The 25,663-nt window shown below is 55.9% G+C and carries 28 protein-coding genes and 4 pseudogenes; 6 read left to right on the plus strand and 26 right to left on the minus strand.

Annotation, left to right across the window (positions count from 1 at the left end; translation table 11 throughout):
* Nucleotides 1-3 precede the first annotated feature (3 nt).
* Nucleotides 4-2,844: a DNA gyrase subunit A gene (gene gyrA, locus AC0L7S_RS18020; protein WP_473472263.1), complete on the minus strand. Its 2,841-nt coding sequence runs from the start codon at nt 2,842-2,844 to the stop codon at nt 4-6.
* 253 nt (nt 2,845-3,097) lie between these two features.
* Between gyrA and AC0L7S_RS18025 the strand changes: the two genes are divergently transcribed.
* Nucleotides 3,098-3,727, plus strand: coding sequence for a MarC family protein (locus AC0L7S_RS18025; RefSeq protein WP_473474359.1), 630 nt, complete (start codon nt 3,098-3,100; stop codon nt 3,725-3,727).
* Between the two features lie 17 nt (nt 3,728-3,744).
* Here the strand turns inward: AC0L7S_RS18025 and AC0L7S_RS18030 are convergent, their stop codons facing one another.
* A complete protein-coding gene (locus tag AC0L7S_RS18030; RefSeq protein WP_473472264.1) occupies nt 3,745-4,101 on the minus strand; it encodes a hypothetical protein in 357 nt (118 codons plus the stop codon).
* 316 nt (nt 4,102-4,417) lie between these two features.
* Between AC0L7S_RS18030 and AC0L7S_RS18035 the strand changes: the two genes are divergently transcribed.
* From AC0L7S_RS18035 to AC0L7S_RS18055, 5 genes and pseudogenes are all read left to right on the plus strand, one after another.
* Nucleotides 4,418-5,764, plus strand: a complete 1,347-nt coding sequence (locus AC0L7S_RS18035; protein WP_473472265.1) for a substrate-binding protein — start codon at nt 4,418-4,420, stop codon at nt 5,762-5,764.
* 83 nt (nt 5,765-5,847) lie between these two features.
* Nucleotides 5,848-6,873: a branched-chain amino acid ABC transporter permease gene (locus tag AC0L7S_RS18040; RefSeq protein WP_473472266.1), complete on the plus strand. Its 1,026-nt coding sequence runs from the start codon at nt 5,848-5,850 to the stop codon at nt 6,871-6,873.
* 3 nt (nt 6,874-6,876) lie between these two features.
* Nucleotides 6,877-8,027 (plus strand): annotated as a pseudogene (locus AC0L7S_RS18045) (branched-chain amino acid ABC transporter permease).
* Between the two features lie 4 nt (nt 8,028-8,031).
* A complete protein-coding gene (locus tag AC0L7S_RS18050; protein ID WP_473472267.1) occupies nt 8,032-8,799 on the plus strand; it encodes an ABC transporter ATP-binding protein in 768 nt (255 codons plus the stop codon).
* A gap of 46 nt (nt 8,800-8,845) precedes the next feature.
* Complete coding sequence (locus AC0L7S_RS18055) at nt 8,846-9,568, plus strand: ABC transporter ATP-binding protein (RefSeq protein ID WP_473472268.1); 723 nt, start codon at nt 8,846-8,848, stop codon at nt 9,566-9,568.
* Between the two features lie 106 nt (nt 9,569-9,674).
* Here AC0L7S_RS18055 and AC0L7S_RS18060 read toward each other — a convergent pair whose 3' ends face one another.
* The 24 genes and pseudogenes from AC0L7S_RS18060 to rplP form a co-directional block, all read right to left on the minus strand.
* Nucleotides 9,675-10,475, minus strand: a complete 801-nt coding sequence (locus AC0L7S_RS18060; protein ID WP_473474360.1) for an ATP12 family chaperone protein — start codon at nt 10,473-10,475, stop codon at nt 9,675-9,677.
* An 11-nt stretch (nt 10,476-10,486) separates the two neighbouring features.
* Entirely contained in the window at nt 10,487-11,473 is a 987-nt protein-coding gene (locus AC0L7S_RS18065; protein WP_473472269.1) for an RluA family pseudouridine synthase, read from the minus strand.
* Between the two features lie 201 nt (nt 11,474-11,674).
* Complete coding sequence (locus tag AC0L7S_RS18070; protein ID WP_473472270.1) at nt 11,675-12,985, minus strand: replication-associated recombination protein A; 1,311 nt, start codon at nt 12,983-12,985, stop codon at nt 11,675-11,677.
* A 61-nt stretch (nt 12,986-13,046) separates the two neighbouring features.
* Nucleotides 13,047-14,533: pseudogene (locus AC0L7S_RS18075) on the minus strand (DegQ family serine endoprotease).
* A 79-nt stretch (nt 14,534-14,612) separates the two neighbouring features.
* Nucleotides 14,613-15,290: an ankyrin repeat domain-containing protein gene (locus AC0L7S_RS18080; RefSeq protein ID WP_473472271.1), complete on the minus strand. Its 678-nt coding sequence runs from the start codon at nt 15,288-15,290 to the stop codon at nt 14,613-14,615.
* 179 nt (nt 15,291-15,469) lie between these two features.
* Nucleotides 15,470-15,901 carry a 50S ribosomal protein L17 gene (gene rplQ / locus AC0L7S_RS18085; protein ID WP_473472272.1) on the minus strand — a complete coding sequence of 144 codons (432 nt, stop codon included), beginning with the start codon at nt 15,899-15,901 and terminating at the stop codon, nt 15,470-15,472.
* Nucleotides 15,902-15,949: 48 nt separating this feature from the next.
* Nucleotides 15,950-16,960, minus strand: a complete 1,011-nt coding sequence (locus tag AC0L7S_RS18090; protein ID WP_473472273.1) for a DNA-directed RNA polymerase subunit alpha — start codon at nt 16,958-16,960, stop codon at nt 15,950-15,952.
* A gap of 98 nt (nt 16,961-17,058) precedes the next feature.
* The gene (gene rpsK, locus AC0L7S_RS18095) at nt 17,059-17,448 is read right to left on the minus strand and encodes a 30S ribosomal protein S11 (protein ID WP_473472274.1); all 390 of its coding nucleotides are present in this window, start codon (nt 17,446-17,448) and stop codon (nt 17,059-17,061) included.
* 128 nt (nt 17,449-17,576) lie between these two features.
* On the minus strand, nt 17,577-17,945 hold the full coding sequence (gene rpsM / locus AC0L7S_RS18100) for a 30S ribosomal protein S13 (RefSeq protein WP_473472275.1): 369 nt from the start codon (nt 17,943-17,945) through the stop codon (nt 17,577-17,579).
* A 189-nt stretch (nt 17,946-18,134) separates the two neighbouring features.
* Nucleotides 18,135-18,797: an adenylate kinase gene (locus AC0L7S_RS18105; RefSeq protein ID WP_473472276.1), complete on the minus strand. Its 663-nt coding sequence runs from the start codon at nt 18,795-18,797 to the stop codon at nt 18,135-18,137.
* Nucleotides 18,794-20,134, minus strand: coding sequence for a preprotein translocase subunit SecY (gene secY / locus AC0L7S_RS18110; protein WP_473472277.1), 1,341 nt, complete (start codon nt 20,132-20,134; stop codon nt 18,794-18,796). Before secY ends, AC0L7S_RS18105 begins: the two co-directional genes overlap by 4 nt.
* Before the next feature lie 125 nt (nt 20,135-20,259).
* Nucleotides 20,260-20,733: a 50S ribosomal protein L15 gene (gene rplO, locus AC0L7S_RS18115; RefSeq protein ID WP_473472278.1), complete on the minus strand. Its 474-nt coding sequence runs from the start codon at nt 20,731-20,733 to the stop codon at nt 20,260-20,262.
* 22 nt (nt 20,734-20,755) lie between these two features.
* The gene (gene rpmD / locus AC0L7S_RS18120; RefSeq protein WP_473472279.1) at nt 20,756-20,953 is read right to left on the minus strand and encodes a 50S ribosomal protein L30; all 198 of its coding nucleotides are present in this window, start codon (nt 20,951-20,953) and stop codon (nt 20,756-20,758) included.
* Between the two features lie 25 nt (nt 20,954-20,978).
* Nucleotides 20,979-21,542 carry a 30S ribosomal protein S5 gene (rpsE, locus tag AC0L7S_RS18125; RefSeq protein ID WP_473472280.1) on the minus strand — a complete coding sequence of 188 codons (564 nt, stop codon included), beginning with the start codon at nt 21,540-21,542 and terminating at the stop codon, nt 20,979-20,981.
* A gap of 76 nt (nt 21,543-21,618) precedes the next feature.
* Nucleotides 21,619-21,978 carry a 50S ribosomal protein L18 gene (gene rplR, locus AC0L7S_RS18130; protein ID WP_473472281.1) on the minus strand — a complete coding sequence of 120 codons (360 nt, stop codon included), beginning with the start codon at nt 21,976-21,978 and terminating at the stop codon, nt 21,619-21,621.
* Nucleotides 21,979-22,060: 82 nt separating this feature from the next.
* A pseudogene (gene rplF / locus AC0L7S_RS18135) lies at nt 22,061-22,595 on the minus strand (50S ribosomal protein L6).
* A 97-nt stretch (nt 22,596-22,692) separates the two neighbouring features.
* Nucleotides 22,693-23,091 carry a 30S ribosomal protein S8 gene (gene rpsH, locus AC0L7S_RS18140; RefSeq protein WP_473472282.1) on the minus strand — a complete coding sequence of 133 codons (399 nt, stop codon included), beginning with the start codon at nt 23,089-23,091 and terminating at the stop codon, nt 22,693-22,695.
* Nucleotides 23,092-23,103: 12 nt separating this feature from the next.
* On the minus strand, nt 23,104-23,409 hold the full coding sequence (rpsN, locus tag AC0L7S_RS18145; RefSeq protein WP_473472283.1) for a 30S ribosomal protein S14: 306 nt from the start codon (nt 23,407-23,409) through the stop codon (nt 23,104-23,106).
* Between the two features lie 26 nt (nt 23,410-23,435).
* Nucleotides 23,436-24,014 carry a 50S ribosomal protein L5 gene (gene rplE, locus AC0L7S_RS18150; protein ID WP_473472284.1) on the minus strand — a complete coding sequence of 193 codons (579 nt, stop codon included), beginning with the start codon at nt 24,012-24,014 and terminating at the stop codon, nt 23,436-23,438.
* Nucleotides 24,007-24,321, minus strand: coding sequence for a 50S ribosomal protein L24 (gene rplX, locus AC0L7S_RS18155; protein WP_473472285.1), 315 nt, complete (start codon nt 24,319-24,321; stop codon nt 24,007-24,009). Before rplX ends, rplE begins: the two co-directional genes overlap by 8 nt.
* Before the next feature lie 12 nt (nt 24,322-24,333).
* Nucleotides 24,334-24,701: pseudogene (rplN, locus tag AC0L7S_RS18160) on the minus strand (50S ribosomal protein L14).
* 70 nt (nt 24,702-24,771) lie between these two features.
* Nucleotides 24,772-25,011 (minus strand): 30S ribosomal protein S17, encoded by a 240-nt coding sequence (gene rpsQ, locus AC0L7S_RS18165; protein ID WP_473472286.1) that lies wholly within the window; start codon nt 25,009-25,011, stop codon nt 24,772-24,774.
* 11 nt (nt 25,012-25,022) lie between these two features.
* A complete protein-coding gene (gene rpmC / locus AC0L7S_RS18170; protein WP_473472287.1) occupies nt 25,023-25,223 on the minus strand; it encodes a 50S ribosomal protein L29 in 201 nt (66 codons plus the stop codon).
* Nucleotides 25,224-25,235: 12 nt separating this feature from the next.
* A complete protein-coding gene (gene rplP, locus AC0L7S_RS18175) occupies nt 25,236-25,649 on the minus strand; it encodes a 50S ribosomal protein L16 (RefSeq protein WP_473472288.1) in 414 nt (137 codons plus the stop codon).
* Nucleotides 25,650-25,663 lie beyond the last annotated feature (14 nt).

The following is a 25,663-nucleotide window of genomic DNA, read 5'->3' on the forward strand; positions in this document are numbered from 1 at the left end:
AGCTTAATAGGGCCCGGTCACCCCGTCGGCGAGATCAGGTTCTGCGGCATCGGTCTCGGCTTCATCACCTGCGACGTCGCCATTTCCCTCGACGGCTTCAACATCTTCTTCAACACCGTCTTCTTCATCGCCATTCGGCTCTGAAATACGCTCGACGGAAACGACTTTCTCGCCATCGCCGGTATTGAATATCGTCACGCCTTTGGTTGCGCGGCTGGCAAAGCGTATTCCCGCGACAGGCACCCTGATAACCGTACCCCCGTCCGAGACAAGCATGATCTGATCGTCATTTCCAACCGGGAAGGTTGCGACCAGCATGCCGATCTCTGCAACCTTGGAAACATCCGTGGCACGTATGCCCTTGCCGCCCCGATTTGTGTGACGGAAATCATAGGATGAAGAGCGTTTGCCGTAGCCGTATTCCGTGACGGACAGAACAAATTGCTCATGCGCCTTCAGGTATTCGAAGCGTTCATCGGAAAGCTGCGCTTCTTCATCGACATTTTCGTTGGTCAGCGCGATCTCTTCTTCCTCGCCCGCTTCAGAAAGCAAGCGTCGCTCACTGGCGGAGCGCTTGAGATAGGCGGCCCGTTCGGCAGGCGGCGCATCGACATGCTCGATCACCGCCATCGAAATCACCCTGTCGGTCTCGCTCATCGCAATACCACGCACACCGACCGAGTTTCGGCTCTGGAAAACGCGGACATCTGTCGCACGAAAACGGATGCACTGGCCTGAATTTGCCGTCAAAAGCACATCGTCGTTTTCCGTACAGGTTTCGACGCCGAGGATTTCGTCGCCTTCTTCTTCAAGCTTCATGGCGATCTTGCCATTGCGGTTGACCTGAACGAAATCGCTCAACTTGTTACGACGCACCGTACCCCGCGTGGTGGCGAACATGACGTAAAGATCACCCCACTGCGTTTCATCTTCAGGCAGCGGCATGATCGTGGTGATGCGCTCGCCCTGCTGCAGCGGCAACATGTTTATCAGCGCCTTGCCGCGCGATTGCGGACTACCGATGGGCAAGCGCCACACCTTTTCCTTGTAAACGATGCCGCGCGAGGAAAAGAACAGAACCGGCGTATGCGTATTGGCAACGAACAGCCGTGTTACATAATCCTCATCCTTGGTGGACATGCCGGACCGGCCCTTGCCACCTCGGCGCTGCGCCCGGTAAAGCGATAGCGGCACACGCTTGATATAGCCAGTGTGGCTTACCGTGACGACCATGTCTTCGCGCTGGATCAGGTCTTCATCGTCCATATCCGCACCGCCCTCGGCGAGTTCGGTGCGGCGCGGCACTCCAAACTCATCGCGAACCGCGAACAACTCATCCTTGATAAGCTGCTGAATGCGGGCGCGGGACGATAATATGTCAAGGAAATCAATTATTTCCGCACCAATCTTATTCAACTCGTCGGCAACTTCGTCACGCCCGAGAGCTGTCAGGCGTTGCAGACGCAATTCGAGAATAGCGCGCGCCTGTTCTTCGGAAAGATTATAGGTGCCGTCATCATTGATGCGATGGCGCGGATCGTCGATCAACAGGATCAGCGACTCGACGTCGGCGGCCGGCCAGCGGCGCTCCATCAACTGTTCGCGGGCCATTTGCGGGTCTGGTGCCGCGCGGATGAGCTTGATCACTTCGTCGATATTGGCCACGGCAATGGCCAGCCCAACCAACACATGGGCACGATCGCGCACCTTGCGCAGCAGGAATTTCGTACGGCGGCTGATCACCTCCTCACGAAACGCAACGAACGCCTTCAAAATATCGATCAGCGTCATCACTTCCGGCTTGCCGCCGTTCAACGCGACCACATTCGCGCCGAAGGATGTCTGCAGCGGCGTAAAGCGATATAATTGGTTGAGGACGACCTCGGCATTGGCATCGCGTTTCAACTCGACGACGACGCGGTAGCCTTGCCTGTCGCTCTCGTCGCGAATGTCGGAAATACCCTCGATGCGCTTGTCACGCACCAGTTCCGCCATTTTCTCAATCATCGTTGCCTTGTTCACCTGGAAGGGAACCTCGGTGATGACAATAGCTTCGCGGTCGCCGCGCGCTTCTTCAATCTGCACTTTTCCGCGCATCATGATGGAACCGCGCCCGGTCGAATAGGCGTTGTGGATGCCGGTGCGCCCCAAAATGATGCCGCCGGTCGGGAAATCCGGTCCGGGGATGATTTCCATCAGATCCGGCAGTTCCATTGCCGGATTTTCCATGATGGCAACCGCACCGTTGCAAACCTCCACCAGATTATGCGGCGGAATATTGGTTGCCATGCCGACCGCAATACCACCCGATCCATTGACCAGCAGATTGGGGAAACGCGCGGGAAGCACTCTGGGCTCGTTGCCGGATGAATCATAGGTATCCTGGAAATCGACCGTGTCCTTGTCGATATCCTCCAGCAATTCATGCGCGACCTTGGTGAGGCGCGACTCGGTGTAGCGCATGGCCGCAGGCGGATCGCCGTCAATCGAACCGAAGTTGCCCTGGCCGTCTATGAGCGGCACGCTCATCGACCACCCTTGGGCCATGCGCACCAATGCGTCATAGATCGAGGCATCGCCATGCGGATGGTATTTACCCATCACGTCAGCGACAGGACGCGCCGATTTCACATATTTGCGATTCCAATGATAGCCACTTTCGTGCGCAGCATAGAGAATGCGGCGATGCACGGGTTTGAGCCCATCACGCACATCGGGCAGCGCACGAGAGACGATTACGCTCATGGCATAATCGAGATAGGAACGCTGCATCTCTTCGATGATGGAAATCGGTTCGATGTCGGAAGGGCCACCCGGCCCGCGCGGTGTATTCTGGTCGGTCAAAGCAGTTCACACAAAATAGGAATCATCGGCTTTATATATAGGAAGGGTGGCGGATTCTCCAACAGTGATCGCTCTTTTCCAAGGCTGAATTCATCCTAAATTTCAATTAGATATGCCATGTCATCCTAATTGTTGAGAACACGCTTTTTCTCAACCGCATCGCCTTGCCATATTTTGCAAGCCGATATTGGCGACTCACCACGACTGGCATCACAAGACCGATCGCGCTAGTTTGGCGAACCGGGAGCGGCTCATTATGACATTCGACAGCGTTTTCAATGCCTTCGTCACCATTCTCGTGACCATCGACCCGCCCGGTCTGGCACCGATATTCCTTGCGGTCACGCGCGGAATGAACCGCAGTGAGCGCAATCAGGTGTCGGTGCGCGCCAGCATCATCGGCTTTTGCGTGATGGCGACGTTTGCGGTCGCCGGTTCTTCGATCCTGTCAATGTTCGGCATCACATTGCCAGCATTTCGCGTTGCAGGCGGTTTTCTCCTGTTTTACATCGCCTTCGAAATGGTGTTCGAGCGCCGCCAGGACCGCAAGGAGAAGATATCCGACGTAGCTGTCACCAAGGATATGATCCATAATCTGGCAGCCTTCCCGCTCGCCATCCCCTTGATCGCCGGGCCGGGGGCAATTTCCGCAACCGTTCTCCTGTCGGCGTCGTTTGACGGGTTTGCCGGGCAAGCCGCCTTGGTCGGCATTATCTTTGCCTGCCTTGCAACTACTTATCTGGTGTTTCTTCTGGCAGAAAGGATCGACGGCATTCTCGGCCAGACCGGACGCTCGATCCTGACCCGGCTGCTCGGCGTCATTCTGGCCGCACTGGCGGTGCAGTTCGTCGCCGACGGGATCAAGGCACTGATTGCCGGTTGATAGCGGACTGCATAAGGTTATCCAATGAGGACCACGGCCACTTCCGTCAGACCGGCCAATCCAATCAGCGCAGCCGACATCATCTTGAGGAGACCAAGATTTCGCCGCTTGGCATTTTGACCATATTGCGATTCCCCTGTTGCCTCGTCCATGTCGTCGCGAAGGATCGAGATGTCATCCAAGGCAGTGCTCCCGGCCAGAATTCCGAATAGCGACACAGCTATGATCAGGAGAACAAGAGGGAGCGCAATCCCTTCGGCACCAAAACCGATGATGGCAACGATACCAATCAAGCTCCCCAAGGTCGTGCGCATTATATCGCCATAGTGGCCTGTGCGCGCGATCTGCAAACGCATGCGAAGTTCTGAGTTCATCTGGTACCCCTTGCACGATATATATGAATGGAGATTCCTGGAATTTTTGTCCTTCCCCAGACACAGCGCCCTGAACAACAGGGCAGATCAACCGGACAAACCAAACGCTTGAGATGCTTCAACACGAAAAGCTGCCGGTCGGGCATTGTGGCCTTTGTCAAATCCCAACGCAACGGATCTGAAACTATCGTCTTATGACTTAAGCCTCATATGCCAAAGCCCAATTGAGCATTTTGCCTTTATTCAGCTAGTGTTCGGCCACCTGCGACGCTTCGGGAGGGTCGTCGTCGGGACTCAACCTTACGGGAGGATCTTGATGTCCAAATTCATTATGACGCGCCGCGGTCTGTTACGAGCGGGTGCGGCTTCTGGTGTTGCTCTTGCTGCACCCATGCACTTCATCCGGGGCGCCTATGCCGAGGATATGTCGTGCAATATGCCTACGGGCGATACGGTTACATTCGGCTGGAATGTTCCCCAGACCGGCCCCTACGCCGATGAAGGTGCCGACGAACTCAAGGCATTCCAACTCGCCATCAAACATATCAATGGCGAAGGCGATGGCGGCATGATCAACACGATGAAGCCGACTTCACTCAAGGGTAACGGTATCCTTGGCAAGAAGGCGGCTTATGTCAGCGGTGATACGCAGACCAAGTCGGATGCAGCGCGTGATGGTGCCAAGCGCATGATCGAACGCGACGGCGCAATCATGATTTCAGGCGGTTCGTCATCTGGCGTTGCCGTCGCCGTCCAGAGCCTTTGCCAGGACATGGGCGTCATCTTCATGGCTGGCCTTACCCACTCCAACGACACCACCGGAAAAGACAAGAAGCGCTATGGCTTCCGTCACTTCTTCAATGCTTATCAATCCGGCGTGGCTCTCGGTCCGGTGCTCGGCCAGGAATATGGCAATGACCGCAAGGCTTATCACCTGACCGCCGATTACACATGGGGTTGGACGCAGGAAGAATCGATGAAGGCGGCAACCGAAAAGCTCGGTTGGCAAACGGTTGCGGCAGTTCGCACACCGCTTGGATCGGCCGACTTCTCGCAGTACATCACCCCCGTCTTGAACTCGGGTGCCGACGTGCTGATCCTGAACCATTATGGCAAGGACATGGTCAACTCGCTGACCCAGGCCTTGCAGTTCGGCCTTCGTGACAAGATGGTGAACGGCAAGAAGTTCGAAATTGTCGTGCCGCTATTCTCCGAATTGATGGCACAAGGTGCTGGCGATGCGGTTAAGGGCATCTTTGGTACAGGCAACTGGGACTGGAAGCTCGACGACGACGCAACGAAGGCCTTCACCCAGTCCTTCGGCAAAGAATATGGCGCGCCACCATCGCAGGCCGCACATACCTGCTATGTTCAGGCCCTGCTCTATGCGGATGCCTGCGAACGTTCGGGAACATTCTTTGCCCCCGAAGTCATCAAGGCGCTCGAAGGCTTCGAGTTCGACGGTCTTGGCAACGGCCCGACGCTTTACCGCGCGGAAGATCACCAGTGCATGAAGTCCTGCGTTGTCGTTCGCGGCAAGGAAAACCCGAAGGACAAGTATGACCTCATGGAAGTCGTGAAGGTCGTTCCACGCGAGGAACTCACCTACGATCCGGCGATCTTCGGCGGTGAACTGGGGCCATCAGACGCCAAACAGTGCTGATGCCATAAATGACAACCCGGTCGTCGCCATGACGACCGGGTAATTTCTTCAAGAACCTAACGCCAATTCGGGATCGGTTGCGCATGGACGCCATATTGCTGCAAATACTGAACGGTCTCGACAAGGGCGGAGCCTATGCGCTCATCGCGCTTGGCTTGACGCTGGTATTTGGGACACTTGGCGTCGTGAATTTCGCGCATGGTGCGCTCTTCATGATGGGTGCCTTTTGCGCGGTTACTTTCAACAAGCTCCTCAATCTGGAAAGTGTCGTGCTCGACCCCAGTCAGACGACTGCATGGGGTTCACCACTTGAAGTGCGCACACCTTATGTCGAGTTGTGGCTTGGCAATTTCGGCCATTTTCTCAATGACTATTCCGTGCCGGCTTCCATCATTTTTGCAGTTCCTGTCATGCTAATCATCGGCATCGTCATGGAGCGTGGCCTTATCAGGCATTTTTACAAACGGCCTCACGCCGACCAGATCCTGGTGACCTTTGGCCTGGCAATCGTCGTTCAGGAAGTCATCAAGCATTTCTTTGGTGCCAATCCCATTCCTCAGCCCGCACCGGACGCATTCAGCGGCACCGCCTATGTCGGCCAACTCCTTGGCATGGGCCAGGCGCTCGCCTACCCGTGGTGGCGCATCATCTACCTCCTGTTTTCATTGGCTGTGATCGGCGGGGTTTTCGCGTTCCTGCAATTCACGACCTATGGCATGGTGGTGCGCGCAGGCATGCGCGACCGCGAAACCGTTGGCCTGCTTGGGATCGACATTGAACGGCGCTTTACCGTGGTGTTTGGCATAGCTGCCGTGGTCGCAGGCGTCGCCGGGGTCATGTACACGCCCATCCTGCCTCCAGACTATCATATGGGCATGGAATTTCTGGTGTTGTCATTCGTCGTCGTTGTTGTCGGTGGAATGGGATCGCTTGGTGGGGCGGTCGCTGCCGGCTTCCTCCTCGGTATTTTGCAATCCTTCGCATCCATGAACGAGGTCAAGGCAATCTTCCCGGGTATAGATCAGATCATCATCTATCTGGTCGCAGTGGTCATCTTGCTGACGATGCCGCGCGGATTGATGGGCCGCAAAGGCGTGATGGAGGACTGATCAATGTTCAATGGCCTCACACGCAAAGACTGGTTCCTGTTCCTTGGCTTTGCTGCATTCGTGCTGCTCATGCCGATCATCCTGCAGCCAGTCGGTGCCGCCTATCCCGCACTGATGCAGAAATTCTGCATCTTTGCCATCTTCGCCATAGGTTTCAACATCCTGTTTGGCCTGACAGGCTATCTTTCCTTCGGCCATGCGGCTTTTCTCGGCGTCGGTTCCTACGCTGCGGTCTGGTCGTTCAAACTGTTCACGATGAGTATCATTCCCGCGCTTCTGATGGCGCTGATTTTTGCCGCGATCTTTGCACTGGCTATTGGCTACGTATGCCTGAGGCGCTCGGGTATCTATTTTTCGATCCTCACCCTGGCGTTCGCGCAGATGTGCTACAATCTGGCCTATTCGGTGCTGACCCCCTTACCAATGGTGAAACCGGTCTTCAATTGACATTGCGCGATCCGCGCTGGATCGATGCCATGTTCAAGACACCTGGTGGTGGGTTACCTCGTTCGACGCTGTTCGGCCTCGATATCAGCGGTGGCGGTCTCGGTGGATTTTATCTGTGCGCCATTGCCCTCATCATCTGTTTCTTTATCTCGATGCGCATTTTCCGTTCGCCATTCGGCATGATGCTGCGCGCCATCAAGTCCAACCAGACACGCATGCGCTACACTGGCTTCAACACGAGGCCCTATTTGCTCTCCGCATTCGTAATCTCAGGCATCTATGCTGGATTGGCCGGCGGTCTCATGGCCGCGACCGATCCGCTTGTGGGTGCCGAACGCATGCAGTGGACCGCTTCCGGCGAAGTGGTGTTGATGACCATTCTGGGTGGCGTTGGAACATTGGTTGGTCCGGCTATCGGCGCTACTGTCATCAAATATTTCGAGAATATTTTCTCTGCCTTTGGTGATCGCACACTTCACGGCATTCTCGGCTTCCTGCCCGATGCCATCGAGAAGCCGCTTGTCTCGTTCCTTTCGCTGTTTGTCGGCGACGGCTGGAACCTGACACTTGGCGTTGTGTTCATGCTTATCGTCATATTCCTTCCAGGAGGCATCATGGAAGGGCTGCGGCGCTTCGGGTCTATTTTCAACAGGGGTGACGACGACGGCGATCCCGTCGCCATTCAGCACCCTCAAGCGGCAGAGTAGAGCGATGAGCGACAAGAACATCGTTCTCCATGTTGCCGACGTTCACAAGAGCTTTGGCGGGTTGCAGGCGCTTTCCGACGTTGATCTGCAAGTCGCGGAAGGAACTGTTCATGCAATCATCGGACCGAATGGCGCCGGAAAATCCACATTGCTCAATGTCTGCGTCGGACGCATTCGGCCGGACCGGGGTCAGGTCGTATTCGATGGCGAAGCCCTCAACGACCACCAGCCATATGAAATCAACCAACTTGGTGTCAGCCGCGTTTTCCAGACGCCGGAAATTTTTACCGACCTGTCGCTGATCGAAAATGTCATGATCCCCGCCTTCGCCAAACGCGATGGTGCGTTTCGCTTCAATGCTGTTTCAACAGTGACGGGACAATCCGATATTCGCGAGATGGCCGAGGCTGCACTCGACGATGTCGGTCTGCTTGATCGCCGTAACGCGGAAGCCGGCAGCCTGTCGCGCGGCGACAAGCGTCGGCTGGAACTTGCAATGTGCCTGGTTCAAAAACCTCGCCTTCTACTGCTCGATGAGCCGACTGCCGGAATGTCGCGCCATGATACCAACAGCACCATCGACCTCTTGAAGCGGATCAAGAGCCGAGGCATGACCAAGGTCATCATCGAACATGACATGCACGTCGTATTTTCTTTGGCGGACAAGATCAGCGTGCTTGCTCAAGGCCGCATTATCGCTGATGGTTCTCCAGAAGAGGTTCGCGCCAATCCGAAGGTGAAGGAAGCCTATCTCGGGGAGGCGCAGGAATGAACATTTCTGCACACGGGCAACAACAACTTTCGGGGAGGCTGTTCTGGTGGCCGAAAACGACGCCGAACCATTCTTCAGCGTAAAGGACATTCACGCCTATTACGGTGAATCCTACATCGTCCAGGGCGTGTCGTTTGAAATCAAGAAAGGCGAAGTCCTGTCGCTCCTCGGGCGCAATGGTGCCGGGAAAACCTCGACATTACGCACATTGGCGCGCGTCGATGATCCAGCGCTCAAAAATGGTGAAATCTGGCTTCAGGGTATGCCTCTGCATAAGATGAAAGCCCATCAGGCGGCGAAGTCCGGTGTGCAACTGGTGCCTGAAGACCGCCGCATCATTGGCGGATTGACGGTCGAGGAAAACCTGGTCCTCGCTCAGGTAACCGAACCTCTGGGTTGGTCGCTCGACCAGATCTACGAACATTTTCCGCGTCTGGCGGAGCGCCGCAAACAGGAGGGAACCACGCTTTCCGGTGGCGAGCAGCAAATGCTGGCCGTCGCACGCGCCCTTGCCCGCGACATCAAGATCTTGTTTCTCGACGAACCATACGAAGGGCTCGCCCCGGTTATCGTTCAGGAGATCGAGAAGATCGTGCAACAAATCCGCGATATCGGCATTACGACGATCATCGTCGAGCAAAATGCCGTTGCGGCGCTTAGGCTTTCGGACAGCGCCGTGATCATGGATACGGGCACCGTCGTCTTCAGTGGCAGTGCCAAGGAAGTGCTCGATAATGCGCAATTACGGCACGAATATCTGGCAATTTGACGCCAAACCGGACTGTTTTTGGCGCAAAACTTCGAAATTTCGGGTGTTTTCGCCGGTATTTTGCCGGATTTTGCGCCAGTTTTCCTGAAAAATTCTGCAAAAACGCCTATTTTCGCGGCTCATCAAGCGCCTTGAGAAGGGCGACCGCCGCGATCATGTCGCGTTCCCGGTGCTTGCGGCGGGCGGCAGCTTCGGCGTCGTGCCCCCATTGCTCGATCTGCCAATCCTCATCGACATGGGCCGCAAGCCAAGCCGTCTCGTGATCCAGTTCGCCAGCTTCGACAGCAAGAGCAAGCAAGGCCGATCCGGTCAACGCCGTCACGATGTGAATGGAGCCAATCCGGAAAGGATGCGTACGCTGCTTGAGATGAGAGCCGATGATTGCAATCGATTCGCGGGGTTGCTCGACATGGATGATGCCCTCGGCAAGATTGAAGCGCGCGCCCAACTGACGCTCTACCCAATCCAGAACCGGGTCCCAATGGATATTCTGGCGATCCACCAGACCCTGCGGCTGGTCTGCCCGGTAGCAAAGCAGATCGGATGACGCAAAGCGCAAAATGTCTTCCAGCACCGACTGGGTGTCCGTTGCCACGCCGTCGATGACGGTATTGACCAATCTCAATGTGGGCATTGAAACGGGATCAATGACATCAAGCTGCGCGTCAAATTCACCGGCAACAAGGGTAGCTGCCTTTTCGCTGGGCAATGCAAGTGGCGATTTACCCGGCGTGCGCACCGGCTTGCCATCCAGAAGCACGGCAAAACCATCATATGATGGTGAAACGGATGCGGCTTTGTAAAACCGCTTTGGCAGAGGTGACTTCATCTGAATTTGCGCACGACGCACCGGGTCTGGATCGGAAAGGTAATTTTCTGCGTCGAGATCGCTCAATATGTCCCGGATTTTTCCGCCATTCATGCGTTTTCTCCCGCACTCTCGTCGTCAAAACCGATCAGATTCCAGCTTTGGCGCATGTGTTGCGGCATCGGTGCCGTGACATCAATGGTTCCTTTGTCGGGATGGGGAATGATGATTCGACGGGCGTGCAGATGCAGGCGATTTTGCATGCCGCCCGGGAAATCCCAATTGGTGTCAGCTTCAAAATATTTCGGATCGCCAATGATCGGACAACCGAGATGGGCGGCGTGAACACGAAGCTGATGAGTGCGGCCCGTGTACGGCTCCATCTCAAGCCAGCACATGGACTGAGCCGCCTGCTCAAGAACACGATAATAGGACACGGAGTGGTCGGCACCTTTTTCGCCATGTCTGGCAACCCGCATGCGGTCGCCATCAGGTGTCTGCTCTTTGATCAGCCACGTCGATATCTTGTCTTCGCGCTTGGCCGGCACACCTTTCACCAGCGCCCAATAAGTTTTCTTCGTTTCACGCAGACGAAACGATTCTGCCAGTTTCATGGCCGCGAGCCGCGTGCGCGCGACAACAAGAACACCAGACGTATCGCGATCCAGCCGGTGAACAAGCCTTGGCTTTTCGCCCTTCTTGTTGCGCCATGCTTCCAGCATGTCATCGACGTTTCGCGTGACACCCGAGCCACCTTGAACGGCAAGACCGGCAGGCTTGTTGAAAACGAAAACCTTTGGGTCTTCATGCAGGAGCATTTTGGCGAGGACGTCGCCATCGTCTTGATTTCGGATCGAATGGCCGGTGAGATTTTCGGCTCCCTTGCGATCGACGCCAAGCGGCGGAATGCGGATGATCTGGCCAGGTTCGATACGAGTGTCCGATTTGGCGCGCCCACCATTGACGCGCACCTGCCCGGAACGGAGAAGTTTTTGCAGATGGCCGAAGCCAAGGCCCGGAAAATGGGTCTTGAACCAACGGTCAAGCCGCATACCTGTCTCGTCAGGCTCTACGGTGATTTGTTCAACGCCTGTCATTTGTACTGCCTGTCAATTGAATGCGTGCCAATAGCATTAGGGCCTGTTGACTATCAAGATTTGGAGCGTGGTATGAGCAAAAATCGTTTGGTTTCAGGAGTGGAGCCGATGGAAGGATCGCCCCCTTTCGAAGCTCTGCGACGTAAAACCGGACGATTTTGGCCATATCCTTATCGGACGCGGGCCAAGCGACCAGACCGCTTAGTTGGGGCGCTCTTTGCGTAGTTTTGCCCAATAATCCAGCCTCTTGCGCAGTTCGCGCTCAAAACCGCGTTCGGGCGGATCGTAAAAAGTCCGTCGCCCCATTTTTTCAGGGAAATAATCCTGACCGGAAAAGGCATCCGGTTCGTCGTGATCGTAACGATATCCCGAGCCGTAACTCTCTTCCTTCATCAATTTGGTCGGCGCATTGAGAATATGCTTGGGCGGCAACAGCGAACCAAATTCCTTTGCGGCGCGGGTAGCTGCCTTGAAAGCGGTATAGGTGGCGTTGGATTTCGGTGCTGTCGCCAGATAAACACATGCCTGCGCAAATGCGAGTTCACCCTCCGGCGACCCCAAATAATCATAGGCATCCTTTGCTGCATTGGCGACGACCAGAGCTTGCGGATCGGCGAGGCCGATGTCTTCAATAGCCATGCGCACAAGCCGGCGACCGAGATAGAGCGGGTCTTCGCCTGCATCGAACATTCGCGAGAGATAATAGAGGGCGGCATCGGGATCGGAACCGCGCACCGACTTATGCAGCGCGGAAATGAGGTTGTAATGACCGTCCTGCCCCTTGTCATAAATCGGAGCCCGGCGTTGAACGATATGTTGCAGACCTTCGGCGTCAAATATCTCGCCCGTTTTGGCAGAACGCCACACTTCCTCCGACAATGTGAGGGCCGCACGACCATCGCCATCGGCCATGCGAATGAGAACTGCCCTCGCCTCCTCGTCCAGCGGCAGCGGCTTTCCTTCGGTTTCTTCCGCTCTCAACAGCAATTTGCGGATGCTGTCTTCATCGAGCGAATGGAAAACCAGAACCCGTGAGCGCGACAACAGAGCGGCATTGAGTTCAAATGACGGATTTTCGGTGGTGGCTCCGATGAGCACCACTGTTCCATCTTCCATTACCGGCAAAAATGAATCCTGCTGAGCCCGGTTGAAACGATGAATCTCATCGACGAAGAGCAATGTCTGCCTGCCGCTTGTGCGGCGCAGCCGCGCCCCTTCAAAGACTTTTTTCAGATCCGCAACGCCGGAAAAAATCGCCGATATCTGCTCGAAAGCCAGGCTGGTTTCACCGGCCAGCAGCCGCGCAATGGTTGTCTTTCCAGTGCCCGGAGGTCCCCAGAAGATCATGGAGCCAAGAGTGCCGGAGGCTATCATGCGTGTGAGGGCGCCATCGGGCGCTGTCAGATGTTCCTGGCCAACCACTTCACCCAGGTTTTTCGGGCGCAACCGGTCTGCGAGCGGGCGGCCAACGGGTGCCTTTTCCGGTTCGTCTGATCTGAACAGATCGGCCATGAATTATGCCACTATCTGCGAAAGTGCGTTTCGCATCCCAATGCCTTTCACAAGTCCCGGCTCAATAGCGAAGAACCTGGCGCAGCAATTGCCCGTTACGCTCAACTGTGAAGCGCCACCAGCGCGTGTTCTGCTGGGAAATCTCGGCAAGCTTCTTTGTCGCATCAACCGTCTGACCATTGACCTCGCGCACGATATCGCCCGGCTGGAAGCCGAAATCGGCCGCCGGTGAATTACGGTCGATATCAACGATAGCGATGCCCTTGGTATCCGTGCGCAGACCGAGGCGTTGCGCCAGCCGCGGCGACATTTCCTCGACCTTGGCACCGGCAAACGGGCTACGACCGCGCAGAGTGATTTCGCTGGACCGCGCACCTTCGGGCGCACGCTCAAGGGCGATATCCATGGTTTCCTGCTCGCCCTTGCTCAAAATCTCGAACGTGGCGCTGCCGCCTATGGGCAGCGTTGCCATGCGATAATCCAGTGCTTCGGTGCCTTCAACAACAGCACCATTAAGCGTCAGGACGACATCTCCCGGCTTCAAACCTGCTTTGTCTGCCGGGCCTTCCGGCTCTACCGACGACACAAGTGCGCCGGTTGGCGCGTCCATGCCAAGAGATTCTGCAATTTGTGGTGTGACCGTCTCGAACTCGGCACCAATATAGGGACGCTCGAAGAACTCGCGGCCAGCACTTGCAGCATCAACGAATGCACGCACCATGTTCGATGGAATGGCAAAACCAATGCCGATCGAACCACCGCTGCGGCTATAGATCGCCGTGTTGATGCCGACGAGTTGACCACTCATATTGATCAGCCCGCCGCCGGAATTTCCCGGATTGATGGCGGCGTCAGTCTGAATGAAAAAGCCGGAGTCGGAAATGCCGATATGGGTGCGCGCCAGCGCCGAGACGATGCCGCTGGTTGTCGTTTGACCAACGCCAAACGGGTTGCCAATTGCCAGCACCAGATCACCGACCTGAAGTGCATCGGAATCACCAATGGCGATGACGGGGAACGGCTTGTCCGATTCGATTTTCAGCACCGCAAGGTCCAGTGTCTCGTCCTTCAACAATATCTTGCTGGTGAATTCGCGCCCGTCGGATGTCGCAACCTTGACCTCATCGGCATCCTTGATGACGTGGTAATTCGTGACGACAATGCCGCTTGGATCAACCAGCACGCCCGATCCAAGCGAGGATTGCGCGCGCGGTATTGAACGTCCAAAGAACTCCTCAAAGAACGGGTCCCCATCGAATGGTGATTTGACCTTGGCTGTTTGTGAGGCATAGACATTCACGACGGCGGGAGCGGTCTGTTTGACAAGCGGGGCAAAGGACAATTGCACTTCGCCCTGTCCGAATGGCACACGCCGATCCGGGCCAACGTCTGCTTTTTACCCTCGTTACCTCGAAGCAAGTCCGTGAGAACATCGGACAGGCCCGGTTCATCGCTACCACTTTGGGCCACGGCGTGGCGAATTGATAAAACAGATGCAAACGCCATCAAAGCGCAGATCACAAGCAAAGAAAGGCGTTTGGCGCGCATTCAAGAATCCTCCAAAACGAGTCCGGCGCCATTGTCGCGACGATTGTGCAAATTGAAAGGCTAAGACACGGATTTCGGGTTATTTTTTCAACCCGGCTTCGATACGCCGCGCAATATCGCGAAAACCACGCTGGCGCGCGTGATCGAGCGGCGTTTGCCCGTCATTGTCGACAATGTTTTTAGCGCCTGCGTCAACCAGCAAACCGACGATCTCCTGATATATCGCCCCGCCATCGCCAAGCAGTACCGCTTCGAGAAGTGCGGTCCAGCCGAGATTATTGACGTGATCAATGTCAATGTCGGTTCCAAGCAGGATGCGCACGGTATCGGGGTGACCATGATGCGCGGCCGGTATCAAGGCGGTTCCACCGTAGCGGTTCGTATCCGCCAAATCTGCCTTACCGGTTGCAAGGATCAGCTTCAGGATTTCGTTTCGCCCCTCTGCTCCGGCGAAGAGGAATGGCGTGTCGTCGATCTCATCCTTCGCATTCACATCTGCACCGGCGGAGATGAGTTCGGCGGCTATGTCGATATGGTTCGCACGCACTGCGACAAGCAATGCGGTGCGCCCGTTGCTGCCACGAACGTCAATATCCGTGACACCGGCAATGAGTGAGCGCACCTTGTCGATATCTCCTTTTTCTGCGGCGGAAACAAGCATGGCTTCACCCTTTCCATCTTCGGCCACTGCGAATGGCACGGCACAAAGCAAGAGCGCCATCGCCAATGAAGCGATCCGTGCGCCTATTGCCCGCATGAGATTTCTCCCTTCGACGCAGGTTTGCATCATTACTCCATCGTCTATCGCATTTCATCGCATGTTCGGCCGCACAGCAGAAACGTGTTGATTTTGGGCTGCCCTACATCGGATTTCAACGCAAATAAAAAAGGGGCCCTCGCAGGCCCCTTTGATGTGTTTCGGAAGGAGTTTGAGGCTTATGCAGCCTCCGCTTCCTCACCATTACCTTCGGCTTCAATCCGTACGCGATCTGCCGCGCCCTTGGCCGATGTGTCGCGATCAACGAATTCGATCACTGCCATGGCAGCATTGTCGCCCTTGCGAAAACCAGCCTTCATGATGCGCAGGTAGCCGCCATTACGGGTCGCGTAGCGCGGCGCAATAGTGTCGAACAAACGCTTGACGACGCCTTCATTGCCGATCTGGGCAATGACCTGACGGCGGGCGTGCAAATCGCCGCGCTTGCCAAGCGTCACCAGCTTTTCGACGATCGGACGCAGGTCTTTCGCCTTCGGCAGTGTGGTTACAATCTGCTCATGCTCGATGAGCGACACGGCCAGATTGGCAAACATCGCCTTGCGGTGACTTACACTGCGGGCGAACCGGCGGCCGGCAAATCCATGGCGCATGGTTCTTCTCCTTGAATGGTCCGGTCGGGCTTTGTGCCCGCCTGTTGGTTAGTATTGATCTTCGTAACGCTTGGCGAGATCTTCGATATTTTCCGGCGGCCAGTCGGACACTTCCATGCCAAGATGCAAGCCCATTGCCGCGAGAACTTCCTTGATCTCGTTCAGGGATTTACGACCGAAATTCGGGGTCCGAAGCATTTCGGCCTCGGTCTTTTGAATGAGGTCGCCGATATAGACGATGTTGTCGTTCTTCAGGCAGTTGGCCGAACGAACCGAAAGCTCAAGTTCATCAACCTTCTTGAGAAGTGCTGGGTTGAAGGCGAGTTCGGTAACGGTTTCGGTCGCAACTTCCTTCTGAGGTTCATCGAAGTTCACGAACAGGCTGAGCTGATCCTGCAGGATGCGAGCTGCAAATGCGACCGCATCTTCGCCCGTGATCGAGCCGTCGGTTTCAAGCGTCAGGGATAGCTTGTCATAGTCGAGCACCTGACCTTCGCGGGTGTTTTCGACCTTGTAGGAGACTTTCTTGACCGGAGAATAGAGGCTGTCGACCGGTATCAGGCCGATAGGTGCATCTTCGGCACGGTTGCGATCGGCCGGCACGTAGCCCTTGCCTGCATCGACCGTGAACTCCATGCGGATTTCCGCGCCTTCATCCAGTGTGCAGATGACGTGATCGGGATTGAGTATCTCGACATCGCCGACAGTCTGAATGTCACCGGCGATAACAGCGCCCGGGCCCTGCTTGCGCACAACCATGCGCTTTGGACCTTCGCCTTCCATCTTGATGGCGATTTCCTTGATGTTGAGGACGATGTCGGTCACATCCTCGCGAACACCAGCGATCGAAGAAAACTCGTGCAATACGCCGTCAATCTGGACAGCGGTTACAGCTGCACCGCGCAGCGACGACAAGAGCACCCGACGCAGGGCGTTGCCAAGCGTAAGGCCAAAGCCACGCTCAAGCGGCTCGGCAATCAACGTCGTCAAAGTCTTTTTCTTCGACGAGAACTCAACCTTGTTCGGCTTGATGAGTTCCTGCCAATTTTTCTGGATCATGTTGTCTTCCTTCCGTTTGCCCACCACCATCCAATCGTGGCAGGCGACCTGGAAAACCGTAGGGAGCGCAATAGCCCCGCACGGCGTTCAGAATAATTCTATACGCGGCGCTTCTTGCGTGGCCGGCAGCCATTGTGCGGGATCGGTGTCACATCACGGATCGACGTGATGGTGAAACCCGCCGCCTGCAACGCGCGCAATGCTGACTCGCGCCCGGAGCCAGGTCCGCAAACCTCAACCTCAAGCATGCGCATGCCATGTTCCTGCGCTTTCTTGGCGACGTCTTCGGCGGCCATCTGCGCGGCGAATGGTGTCGACTTGCGCGACCCCTTGAAACCCTGCGCACCGGCCGAGGACCAGGCAATTGCATTGCCCTGCGCATCGGAAATGGTGATCATGGTGTTGTTGAATGTCGAGTTGACGTGGGCAACGCCCGAAGAAATGTTTTTGCGTTCGCGACGGCGAACACGTGCGCCTTCCTTGGCCATAATAGTCCTTTCAGTTGATCTCTACACCGCCGTAGTGCCAGCGGCTCCACCTTTCCCCGTTTTCAGTTGCCTGGGAAACGCAACGTGTCGAAACAAAGCATCATCCAAAGGCGAGTTTCGCCAGAAGACTACTTCTTCTTGCCAGCAATCGCCTTTGCCGGGCCTTTGCGGGTGCGCGCATTTGTATGCGTACGCTGACCACGAACCGGCAGGCTGCGGCGATGACGAAGACCGCGATAGCAACCGAGGTCCATCAATCGCTTGATGTTCATCGATACTTCACGACGCAGATCGCCTTCGACATGATAGTCGCGGTCAATCGCTTCGCGGATCGACAGAACTTCGGCATCTGTGAGCTGGTTGACGCGACGCTCTGCTGGAATGCCGACCTTGTCGACGATTTCCTGCGCAAAACTCTTGCCAATGCCGTGAATATATTGAAGGGCGATGACCACGCGCTTGTTGGTCGGAATATTGACGCCGGCTATACGTGCCATTTCTTCTCTTCTCCATATGGGTCGGACTTGCCGACGCTATTTACAATACCCGCGTCCGGTGGAGGCCGGCCCTTGCGGGGGTTCCTTACTCAAAGCGGCTAGACTATCCTTACGGACAAGCAAACCTCATGCCTGACAGGGAGACGGGCCGCCATACCCCAGCGCCCTGCTCCAGTCAAGCCTAAATGTCTATCTCGGCTTGCCCGCAGATTTAAGAAGCGATTCAATTTCTGCAGTCACCGCATCAATCTCGCCCATGCCGTCGATGCTCTTGAGCATTCCCTTGGCATAGTAATAGCCGATCAAAGGCGAGGTTTCCTTGTAATAAGCCTGCAATCTCGTTCGCAATGTCTCGGCATTGTCGTCGGGGCGCCGCTTGAATTCATGCGAGCCGCACTTGTCACATACGCCTGGCACGCTCGGCTTCAAATAAGTGTCGTGATAACCCGCACCGCATTTGGCGCAGGTGTAGCGCCCAGAAACGCGCTCCACCAAAACATCGTCATCCACTTTCATCTCGATCACGACATCGAGAGCCAGCCCCTTCCGGGTCAGCATGGCCCCCAGTTCGTCAGCTTGCGCCAAAGTGCGTGGAAAACCGTCGAGAATGAAACCATTTTTGGCGTCGTCCCCGTCAATGCGCTCTGAGACGATGTCATTGACGATCTCGTCGGATACCAGTTTGCCCGCGTCCATTACCGCCTTGGCACGCTTGCCGACTTCGCTTTGCGCCTTGACGGCCGCGCGCAGCATATCGCCCGTTGAAAGTTGCGGTATGCTATATTTGTCGACCAGTCTATGTGCTTGCGTACCTTTGCCCGCTCCGGGCGGACCGAGCAGTATCAGCCTCATTTGCCTCGCTTACCCCCGCGTAACTTCGACTTCTTGATCAAGCCTTCATACTGATGCGCAATCAGGTGACCCTGAATCTGCGCAACAGTATCAAGTGTTACACTGACAACGATGAGAAGCGAAGTACCACCAAGGTAGAAGGGCACACCGGTAGCGGCGATCAGATATTCCGGCAGCAGGCAAATCAGCACCAGATAAATGGCTCCGACGACCGTGATGCGCGTCAAGACATAGTCGATATAGCTGGCTGTTCGTTCGCCGGGCCGATAGCCCGGTATGAAACCGGAATGTTTCTTGAGCTGATCGGCCGTATCCGTCGGATTGAAAACAATGGCTGTGTAGAAGAATGTGAAGAACGCAATCATGCTGCCATAGAACAGCATGTATAGCGGCTGGCCATGACCAAGCGCCGATAGCACGGTTGCAGCCCAAGACGGCAAATTGGTCGTGTTGGAGAAACCGGCAAGCGTAGCTGGCAGGAGCAACAAGGATGACGCGAAAATTGGCGGAATGACACCGGCGGTATTGAGCTTCAATGGCAGGTGCGACGTATCACCCTGGAACATCCGGTTGCCAACCTGGCGCTTGGGATACTGGATCAGCAGCCGGCGTTGCGCACGCTCGACAAACACCATCAGCCCGATCACGGCGACGGCAAGCACCATGATTGCCAGGACGACGCCCGTCGACAACGCACCTGTGCGGCTCAATTCAAGTGTTCCGGCGATTGCGTGAGGCATGCCGGCCACGATACCGGCGAAGATAATAAGCGAGATACCGTTGCCGATACCGCGAGCCGTTATCTGCTCACCAAGCCACATCAGGAACATTGTTCCGCCAGTCAGCGTAATGACAGTCGATACCTGAAAGAAAACGCCAGGTTGAGTGACGATATTGGCACCACCTTCAAGGCCAACAGAAATGCCGTATGACTGAACCACGGCAAGCAGGACTGTTCCATAGCGGGTGTACTGGTTGATGATCTTGCGGCCCTGTTCGCCTTCCTTCTTCAAGGTTTCAAGCGAAGGAATAACCGACGTCATCAACTGCATGATAATCGATGCAGAAATGTAGGGCATGATACCGAGCGCAAAGATAGCCATGCGCTCGACAGCACCACCGGCGAACATGTTGAACATGCCCAGAACACCGCCGCTCTGCTGCTGGAACGCTTGAGCGAAGGCTTCCGGATTGATGCCAGGAAGTGGAATATAGGTGCCAAGCCGATAGACGAACAGCGCAGCGAGCGTAAACCAGATGCGCTTCTTCAAGTCTTCAGCCTTGGCAAAGGCCGCGAAATTAAGATTGGAGGCTAGTTGTTCAGCAGCCGAAGCCATTGTTGTTTCTCCGCTAGATGACGCGGGAGGCCCGCTTCGGGCGGCGCGTATCACCGTAACCCCGAAATAGGCTCGGCTTGGCCAATATGCAAGCGGCCACCCTGGAGCAGCCGCCTGGAGAGAATTTATTCGCTGGCAGCAGGTGCCGGCAGCTTGATCGTTCCGCCAGACTTTTCGATCTTCTCGATAGCGGCCTTGGAAGCGCCGGCAACGTCGAATGTCAACTTGGTTTTGATGTCGCCGTCGGAGAGAATGCGAACGCCATCCTTGATGCGACGGATAACGCCAGCCTTCAGCAAGGTATCCGCAGTCACGGCTTCCTTGGCGTCGAGCTTCTTTGCATCAAGCGCCGTCTGAATACGGCCCAGCGACACAACTGCGAAGCTTTTGGCGAAGATGTTGTTGAAACCGCGCTTTGGCAGGCGACGATAAAGTGGCATCTGGCCACCCTCAAAGCCATTTACGGAAACGCCGGACCGCGATTTCTGGCCCTTGACGCCTCGACCGCCGGTCTTGCCGGTGCCAGAGCCGATACCACGGCCAAGACGCTTTCTTGAATGCGTCGCGCCGTCATTATCACGCAGATCGTTCAATTTCATGGTGCTTCTCCTGCGCTATGGCTCAGGCCTCGTCCACGACGCGGACGAGGTGGCTGACAGCTGCGATCATGCCGCGCACCGAAGGGGTGTCTTCCAGCGTGCGCTGCTTGTGCATCTTGTTCAGCCCCAAGCCGACCAGCGTGGCACGCTGCTCTTTGGGCCGGCGGATCGGCGAACCGATCTGCTCAACGGTGATTGTCTTTGTAGCTTTCTTGGCCATGGTCAATATCCCTGGTCCATGCCGACTATTCTTCAGCCGCTACGGCGGAACCGCGGCGGGCCTGAAGTGTCGAATACTTGATGCCACGCGCAGCAGCAACATCCTTGGGATGCATCTGGGTCTTCAGCGCGTCGAATGTGGCGCGGATCATGTTGTACGGGTTGGACGAGCCCATCGACTTGGCAACCACATCATGCATTCCCAGCGTCTCGAAGACAGCACGCATGGGACCGCCTGCAATGATGCCGGTACCCTGCTTGGCTGCACGAAGGAGAACACGACCAGCTCCCCAGCGACCCTCAACGTCATGGTGCAATGTGCGGCCTGAGCGCAGCGGCACAAAGATCATGTCGCGCTTTGCCGATTCGGTTGCCTTGCGAATTGCCTCTGGCACTTCGCGCGCCTTGCCATGACCAAAGCCAACGCGGCCCTTCTGGTCCCCGACAACTACGAGCGCCGCAAAGCCGAAGCGACGGCCACCTTTTACGACCTTGGCAACACGATTGATATGTACGAGCTTGTCAACGATCCCGTCGTCGCGCTCATCGCGATCACGGCCACGGCCGCCATCCCTACGTTCTTGTGCCATTATCCTAGTTCCTTATTCTTTTCCGGAAGCACGGGTTGAAAAATGCCGACCCCTTAGCGAGGCCTTGCGGTGAATTCTAGAAGCTCAGACCACCCTCACGAGCGGCATCGGCCAAGGCTTTGACGCGCCCGTGAAAAATGTACGAACCGCGGTCAAATACAACCTCTTTGACGCCCGCTTTCGTTGCCCGCTCGGCAATCAACTTGCCAACGGCACTGGCCGCCGCAGTGTCTGCGCCGGTCTTGAGCGAACCCTTGATGTCCTTTTCAAGTGTCGATGCGGCTGCGAGTGTCTGCCCCTTCGCATCGTCGATGACCTGAACATAGATGTTCTTTGACGTGCGGTGTACCGAAAGGCGGGGACGCCCATTCGCAACTGCCTTTATTTGACGGCGGACGCGCGCCGAACGGCGCTGGGTGGTTTCCTTCGAAGCCATGATCTATTCCTTGCCTTGAAAAACGGGGGCGGCCATATGCGGTAGGCAGAACCTCCCGCGACAGCGCCCCGTGGCGTTAAAACTACTTCTTCTTGCCTTCCTTGCGGAAGACCTTTTCGCCCGCATAACGTACACCCTTGCCCTTGTAGGGCTCTGGTGGACGATATTCTGCGGATTTCGGCGGCCACCTGGCCAACCTGCTGCTTGTCGATGCCGCTTACACTGATTTCCGTCGGCTTGCCAACAGCAATTGTTACGCCCTCTGGCGTTTCGTAAACGACGTCATGGCTGAAACCCAACGCCAGTTGCAGGTTCTTGCCCTGCATTGCGGCACGATAGCCGACGCCGGTGATTTCGAGCTTGCGTTCAAAACCGTTGGTGACACCCGTCAGGATATTGACGATCTGCGTGCGCGACATGCCCCATTTCGAGCGCGCAACCTTTGACTGATCGCGCGGTTGAACGGAGATTTCGCCGTTTTCCAAGGTTACCAGAACTTCGTCGTTGACGACGAACTTCAGTTCACCCTTCGGGCCCTTGGCAGTCACGGTTTGACCGTCAAGTGTCGCTGTCACACCTTGCGGTACCGAAACGGGCTTTTTTCCAATACGAGACATGATGTTGTCCTCGTCACTTTTCTTGTTTCAGGTCTCTGCTATCAAACACGGCCGTTACAGATAAAGGGCATAACCCTCTGTTTGGCCGTGCACCAGACTAGAATATCTGACAGAGAATTTCGCCGCCGACATTCTGCTCACGCGCTTCATGGTCTGCCATAACGCCTTTCGGCGTTGAAAGAATGGCAATACCCAAACCGTTCGCAATATGCGGAATCGATTTTGCCGAGACGTAAACGCGCCGGCCAGGCTTTGAGACACGCGAAATTTCACGCACCACAGGAGCACCATCGAAATATTTCAGTTCGATTTCGATTTCCGACTTACCGCTATCGAAGTCCGTCTGGCTATAATCGCGAATGTAGCCTTCCGTCTTCAACACGTCGAGAACACGGGCACGCAACCGGGAAGCAGGCGTTGAAACCGACGACTTCTTACGACCATATGCATTGCGAATGCGGGTAAGCATATCGCCGAGAGGATCGCTCAATGACATCTCGTATCCTCCTTACCAGCTCGACTTGACCAGGCCCGGGATCTGGCCGCTATTGCCGAGATCACGGAGCGCGATACGCGACACCTTCAATTTACGATAATATGCCCGCGGACGTCCGGTCACTTCGCACCGGTTACGGATGCGAATACGAGCCGAATTGCGCGGCAATGCTGAAAGCTTCAACTGCGCACGAAAGCGATCTTCCATCGGCTTGGATTGATCCATGACGATGGCCTTGAGAGCTTTACGCTTTTCAGCATACTGATCCACAAGCTTGCGGCGCTGCTTGTTCTTCTCGACTGAGCTGGTCTTTGCCATTTCAGAGTTTCCTTTGCTCGCTGCCGTTACTGGCGGAAGGGGAAGTTGAAGGCCTTGAGCAACGCTCTGGCTTCATCATCCGTCTTCGCAGTCGTACAAACGATGATGTCCATGCCCCAGATCTGATCAACCTTGTCGTAGTTGATCTCCGGAAACACGATGTGCTCCTTGATACCCATGGCATAGTTGCCACGGCCGTCGAAGCTCTTCGGATTTAGCCCACGAAAATCGCGGACGCGCGGTAGTGCAATATTCACAAGACGGTCAAGAAACTCATACATGCGTTCCTTGCGCAACGTGACCTTGGCGCCAATTGGCATCTGCTCACGAACCTTGAAGCCGGCAATCGACTTGCGGGCACGCGTGACAACCGGCTTCTGCCCGGCAATCATCGCAAGATCTTCAGCGGCGATCGTCGGCTTTTTCGAGTCAGCCGTTGCTTCACCAACGCCCATGTTAAGAACGATCTTGTCGATGCGGGGAACCTGCATCTCGTTGCCGTACTTGAACTGCTCCAACAGGGCCTGGCGGATGGTCTCGTTATAGACCTTCTTCAGGCGCGGCGTGTTCTGAGCCGTGGCTTGTGTGTTTTGAGCCTTAGCCATTGATGGTTTCTCCCGAGCGCTTGGCAAAGCGCACCTTCTTACCGTCCTTCTCGAATTTGAAGCCGACGCGGGTCGGCTTGCCGTCCTTCGGGTCGGCCAATGCAACATTCGACAACTGGATCGGAGCTTCCTTGGTGATGATACCACCTTCTTGAGTCTGGCTCTGTTTCTGATGACGGCGGATCAGATTGACGCCACGCACCAAAGCCTTGTCTTCTTTTGGCTGCACCGAAAGGACTTCGCCAGAGCGGCCCTTGTCCTTGCCAGCCAGAACGACGACCGTGTCGCCTTTACGGATCTTCTGCATTGTTCCGGCTCCTTACAGCACTTCAGGCGCAAGCGAGATGATCTTCATATGGTTCTTTGCACGAAGTTCGCGCGGAACCGGTCCGAAAATACGCGTGCCAACTGGCTCTTTTTATTATCGACAAGAACGGCTGCGTTCTTGTCGAAACGGATCACGCTGCCATCTGAACGGCGAATATCCTTGGCGGTGCGAACAACAACCGCCTTCATGACATCACCCTTCTTCACGCGGCCGCGCGGAATGGCTTCCTTGATCGACACCACGATGATGTCGCCAACGGAAGCATATTTCCGCTTCGAGCCGCCCAGCACCTTGATGCACATGACACGACGTGCGCCGGAATTATCCGCCACGTCGAGGTTTGTTTGCATCTGAATCATGACTGGCCGCCTTCTTCTTTTACATCGGGATGGGTCTTAGCCCCTCCCCGGTCTGTCCAAAATTCGATTGTTATGCCTGGTCCGACGATATGACGACCCAGCGCTTGTCCTTGGAGACTGGAGCCGATTCCTGAATCGACACCTGATCGCCTACCTTGTGGGCATTGTTTTCGTCATGCGCCTTGTACTTCTTCGACATGCGCACTGTCTTCTTCATGACGGGATGCGTGAAACGCCTCTCGACCTTGACGACAACCGTCTTCTCATTCTTGTCGCTGACGACAGTGCCCTGCAGGATGCGCTTTGGCATGGTTTTCGTCCTTAAGCCTTCTTGGCCGCAGCTTTTTCAGCGGCGATGGTCTTGATGCGTGCAATGTCACGGCGGACTTGTTTGACGCGTGCGGTCTTCTCAAGCTGGCCCGTTGCCTTCTGGAAGCGCAGGTTGAACTGCTCTTTCTTCAAGCCCGACAACTCATCGGTGAGCTGATCGGGGGTCTTGGTGCGAATATCTTCGGCTTTCATCTCAGCTCTTCCTTATTCTGCGATGCGCTGCACGAAGCGGGTACGCACCGAGAGCTTCGCCGCGCCCAAGCGCAACGCCTCACGGGCAATTTCTTCGGACACGCCGTCGATCTCGAACATGATGCGACCCGGCTTGACGCGCGCCGCCCAATAGTCAACCGCGCCCTTGCCTTTACCCATACGAACTTCCGTCGGCTTGCCGGTAACGGGCAAATCCGGGAAAATACGGATCCAGACACGACCAGCGCGCTTCATTTCACGCGTGATCGCACGGCGAGCCGCCTCGATCTCACGTGCGGTGACGCGGTTTGGTTCCAACGCCTTCAGTCCAAATCCGCCGAAATCCAGATTGGTGCCGCCCTTGGCAGCGCCGTGGATACGGCCTTTGAACTGCTTGCGGAACTTAGTGCGCTTTGGCTGCAGCATCTTACTTGCTCCAA

It is taken from the genome of Mesorhizobium sp. G2-6-1 (genome assembly GCF_055809095.1).

What these genes read in the sequence shown, in the direction of transcription:
- AC0L7S_RS18030 (WP_473472264.1), bottom strand. Translation starts at nt 4,101, where the DNA reads ATGAACTCAGAACTTCGCATGCGTTTGCAGATCGCGCGCACAGGCCAC.
- AC0L7S_RS18035 (WP_473472265.1), top strand. Translation starts at nt 4,418, where the DNA reads ATGTCCAAATTCATTATGACGCGCCGCGGTCTGTTACGAGCGGGTGCG.
- AC0L7S_RS18040 (WP_473472266.1), top strand. Translation starts at nt 5,848, where the DNA reads ATGGACGCCATATTGCTGCAAATACTGAACGGTCTCGACAAGGGCGGA.
- AC0L7S_RS18050 (WP_473472267.1), top strand. Translation starts at nt 8,032, where the DNA reads ATGAGCGACAAGAACATCGTTCTCCATGTTGCCGACGTTCACAAGAGC.
- AC0L7S_RS18065 (WP_473472269.1), bottom strand. Translation starts at nt 11,473, where the DNA reads ATGACAGGCGTTGAACAAATCACCGTAGAGCCTGACGAGACAGGTATG.
- AC0L7S_RS18070 (WP_473472270.1), bottom strand. Translation starts at nt 12,985, where the DNA reads ATGGCCGATCTGTTCAGATCAGACGAACCGGAAAAGGCACCCGTTGGC.
- AC0L7S_RS18080 (WP_473472271.1), bottom strand. Translation starts at nt 15,290, where the DNA reads ATGCGGGCAATAGGCGCACGGATCGCTTCATTGGCGATGGCGCTCTTG.
- rplQ (WP_473472272.1), bottom strand. Translation starts at nt 15,901, where the DNA reads ATGCGCCATGGATTTGCCGGCCGCCGGTTCGCCCGCAGTGTAAGTCAC.
- AC0L7S_RS18090 (WP_473472273.1), bottom strand. Translation starts at nt 16,960, where the DNA reads ATGATCCAGAAAAATTGGCAGGAACTCATCAAGCCGAACAAGGTTGAG.
- rpsK (WP_473472274.1), bottom strand. Translation starts at nt 17,448, where the DNA reads ATGGCCAAGGAAGGCGCACGTGTTCGCCGTCGCGAACGCAAAAACATT.
- rpsM (WP_473472275.1), bottom strand. Translation starts at nt 17,945, where the DNA reads ATGGCACGTATAGCCGGCGTCAATATTCCGACCAACAAGCGCGTGGTC.
- AC0L7S_RS18105 (WP_473472276.1), bottom strand. Translation starts at nt 18,797, where the DNA reads ATGAGGCTGATACTGCTCGGTCCGCCCGGAGCGGGCAAAGGTACGCAA.
- secY (WP_473472277.1), bottom strand. Translation starts at nt 20,134, where the DNA reads ATGGCTTCGGCTGCTGAACAACTAGCCTCCAATCTTAATTTCGCGGCC.
- rplO (WP_473472278.1), bottom strand. Translation starts at nt 20,733, where the DNA reads ATGAAATTGAACGATCTGCGTGATAATGACGGCGCGACGCATTCAAGA.
- rpmD (WP_473472279.1), bottom strand. Translation starts at nt 20,953, where the DNA reads ATGGCCAAGAAAGCTACAAAGACAATCACCGTTGAGCAGATCGGTTCG.
- rpsE (WP_473472280.1), bottom strand. Translation starts at nt 21,542, where the DNA reads ATGGCACAAGAACGTAGGGATGGCGGCCGTGGCCGTGATCGCGATGAG.
- rplR (WP_473472281.1), bottom strand. Translation starts at nt 21,978, where the DNA reads ATGGCTTCGAAGGAAACCACCCAGCGCCGTTCGGCGCGCGTCCGCCGT.
- rpsH (WP_473472282.1), bottom strand. Translation starts at nt 23,091, where the DNA reads ATGTCATTGAGCGATCCTCTCGGCGATATGCTTACCCGCATTCGCAAT.
- rpsN (WP_473472283.1), bottom strand. Translation starts at nt 23,409, where the DNA reads ATGGCAAAGACCAGCTCAGTCGAGAAGAACAAGCAGCGCCGCAAGCTT.
- rplE (WP_473472284.1), bottom strand. Translation starts at nt 24,014, where the DNA reads ATGGCTAAGGCTCAAAACACACAAGCCACGGCTCAGAACACGCCGCGC.
- rplX (WP_473472285.1), bottom strand. Translation starts at nt 24,321, where the DNA reads ATGCAGAAGATCCGTAAAGGCGACACGGTCGTCGTTCTGGCTGGCAAG.
- rpsQ (WP_473472286.1), bottom strand. Translation starts at nt 25,011, where the DNA reads ATGCCAAAGCGCATCCTGCAGGGCACTGTCGTCAGCGACAAGAATGAG.
- rpmC (WP_473472287.1), bottom strand. Translation starts at nt 25,223, where the DNA reads ATGAAAGCCGAAGATATTCGCACCAAGACCCCCGATCAGCTCACCGAT.
- rplP (WP_473472288.1), bottom strand. Translation starts at nt 25,649, where the DNA reads ATGCTGCAGCCAAAGCGCACTAAGTTCCGCAAGCAGTTCAAAGGCCGT.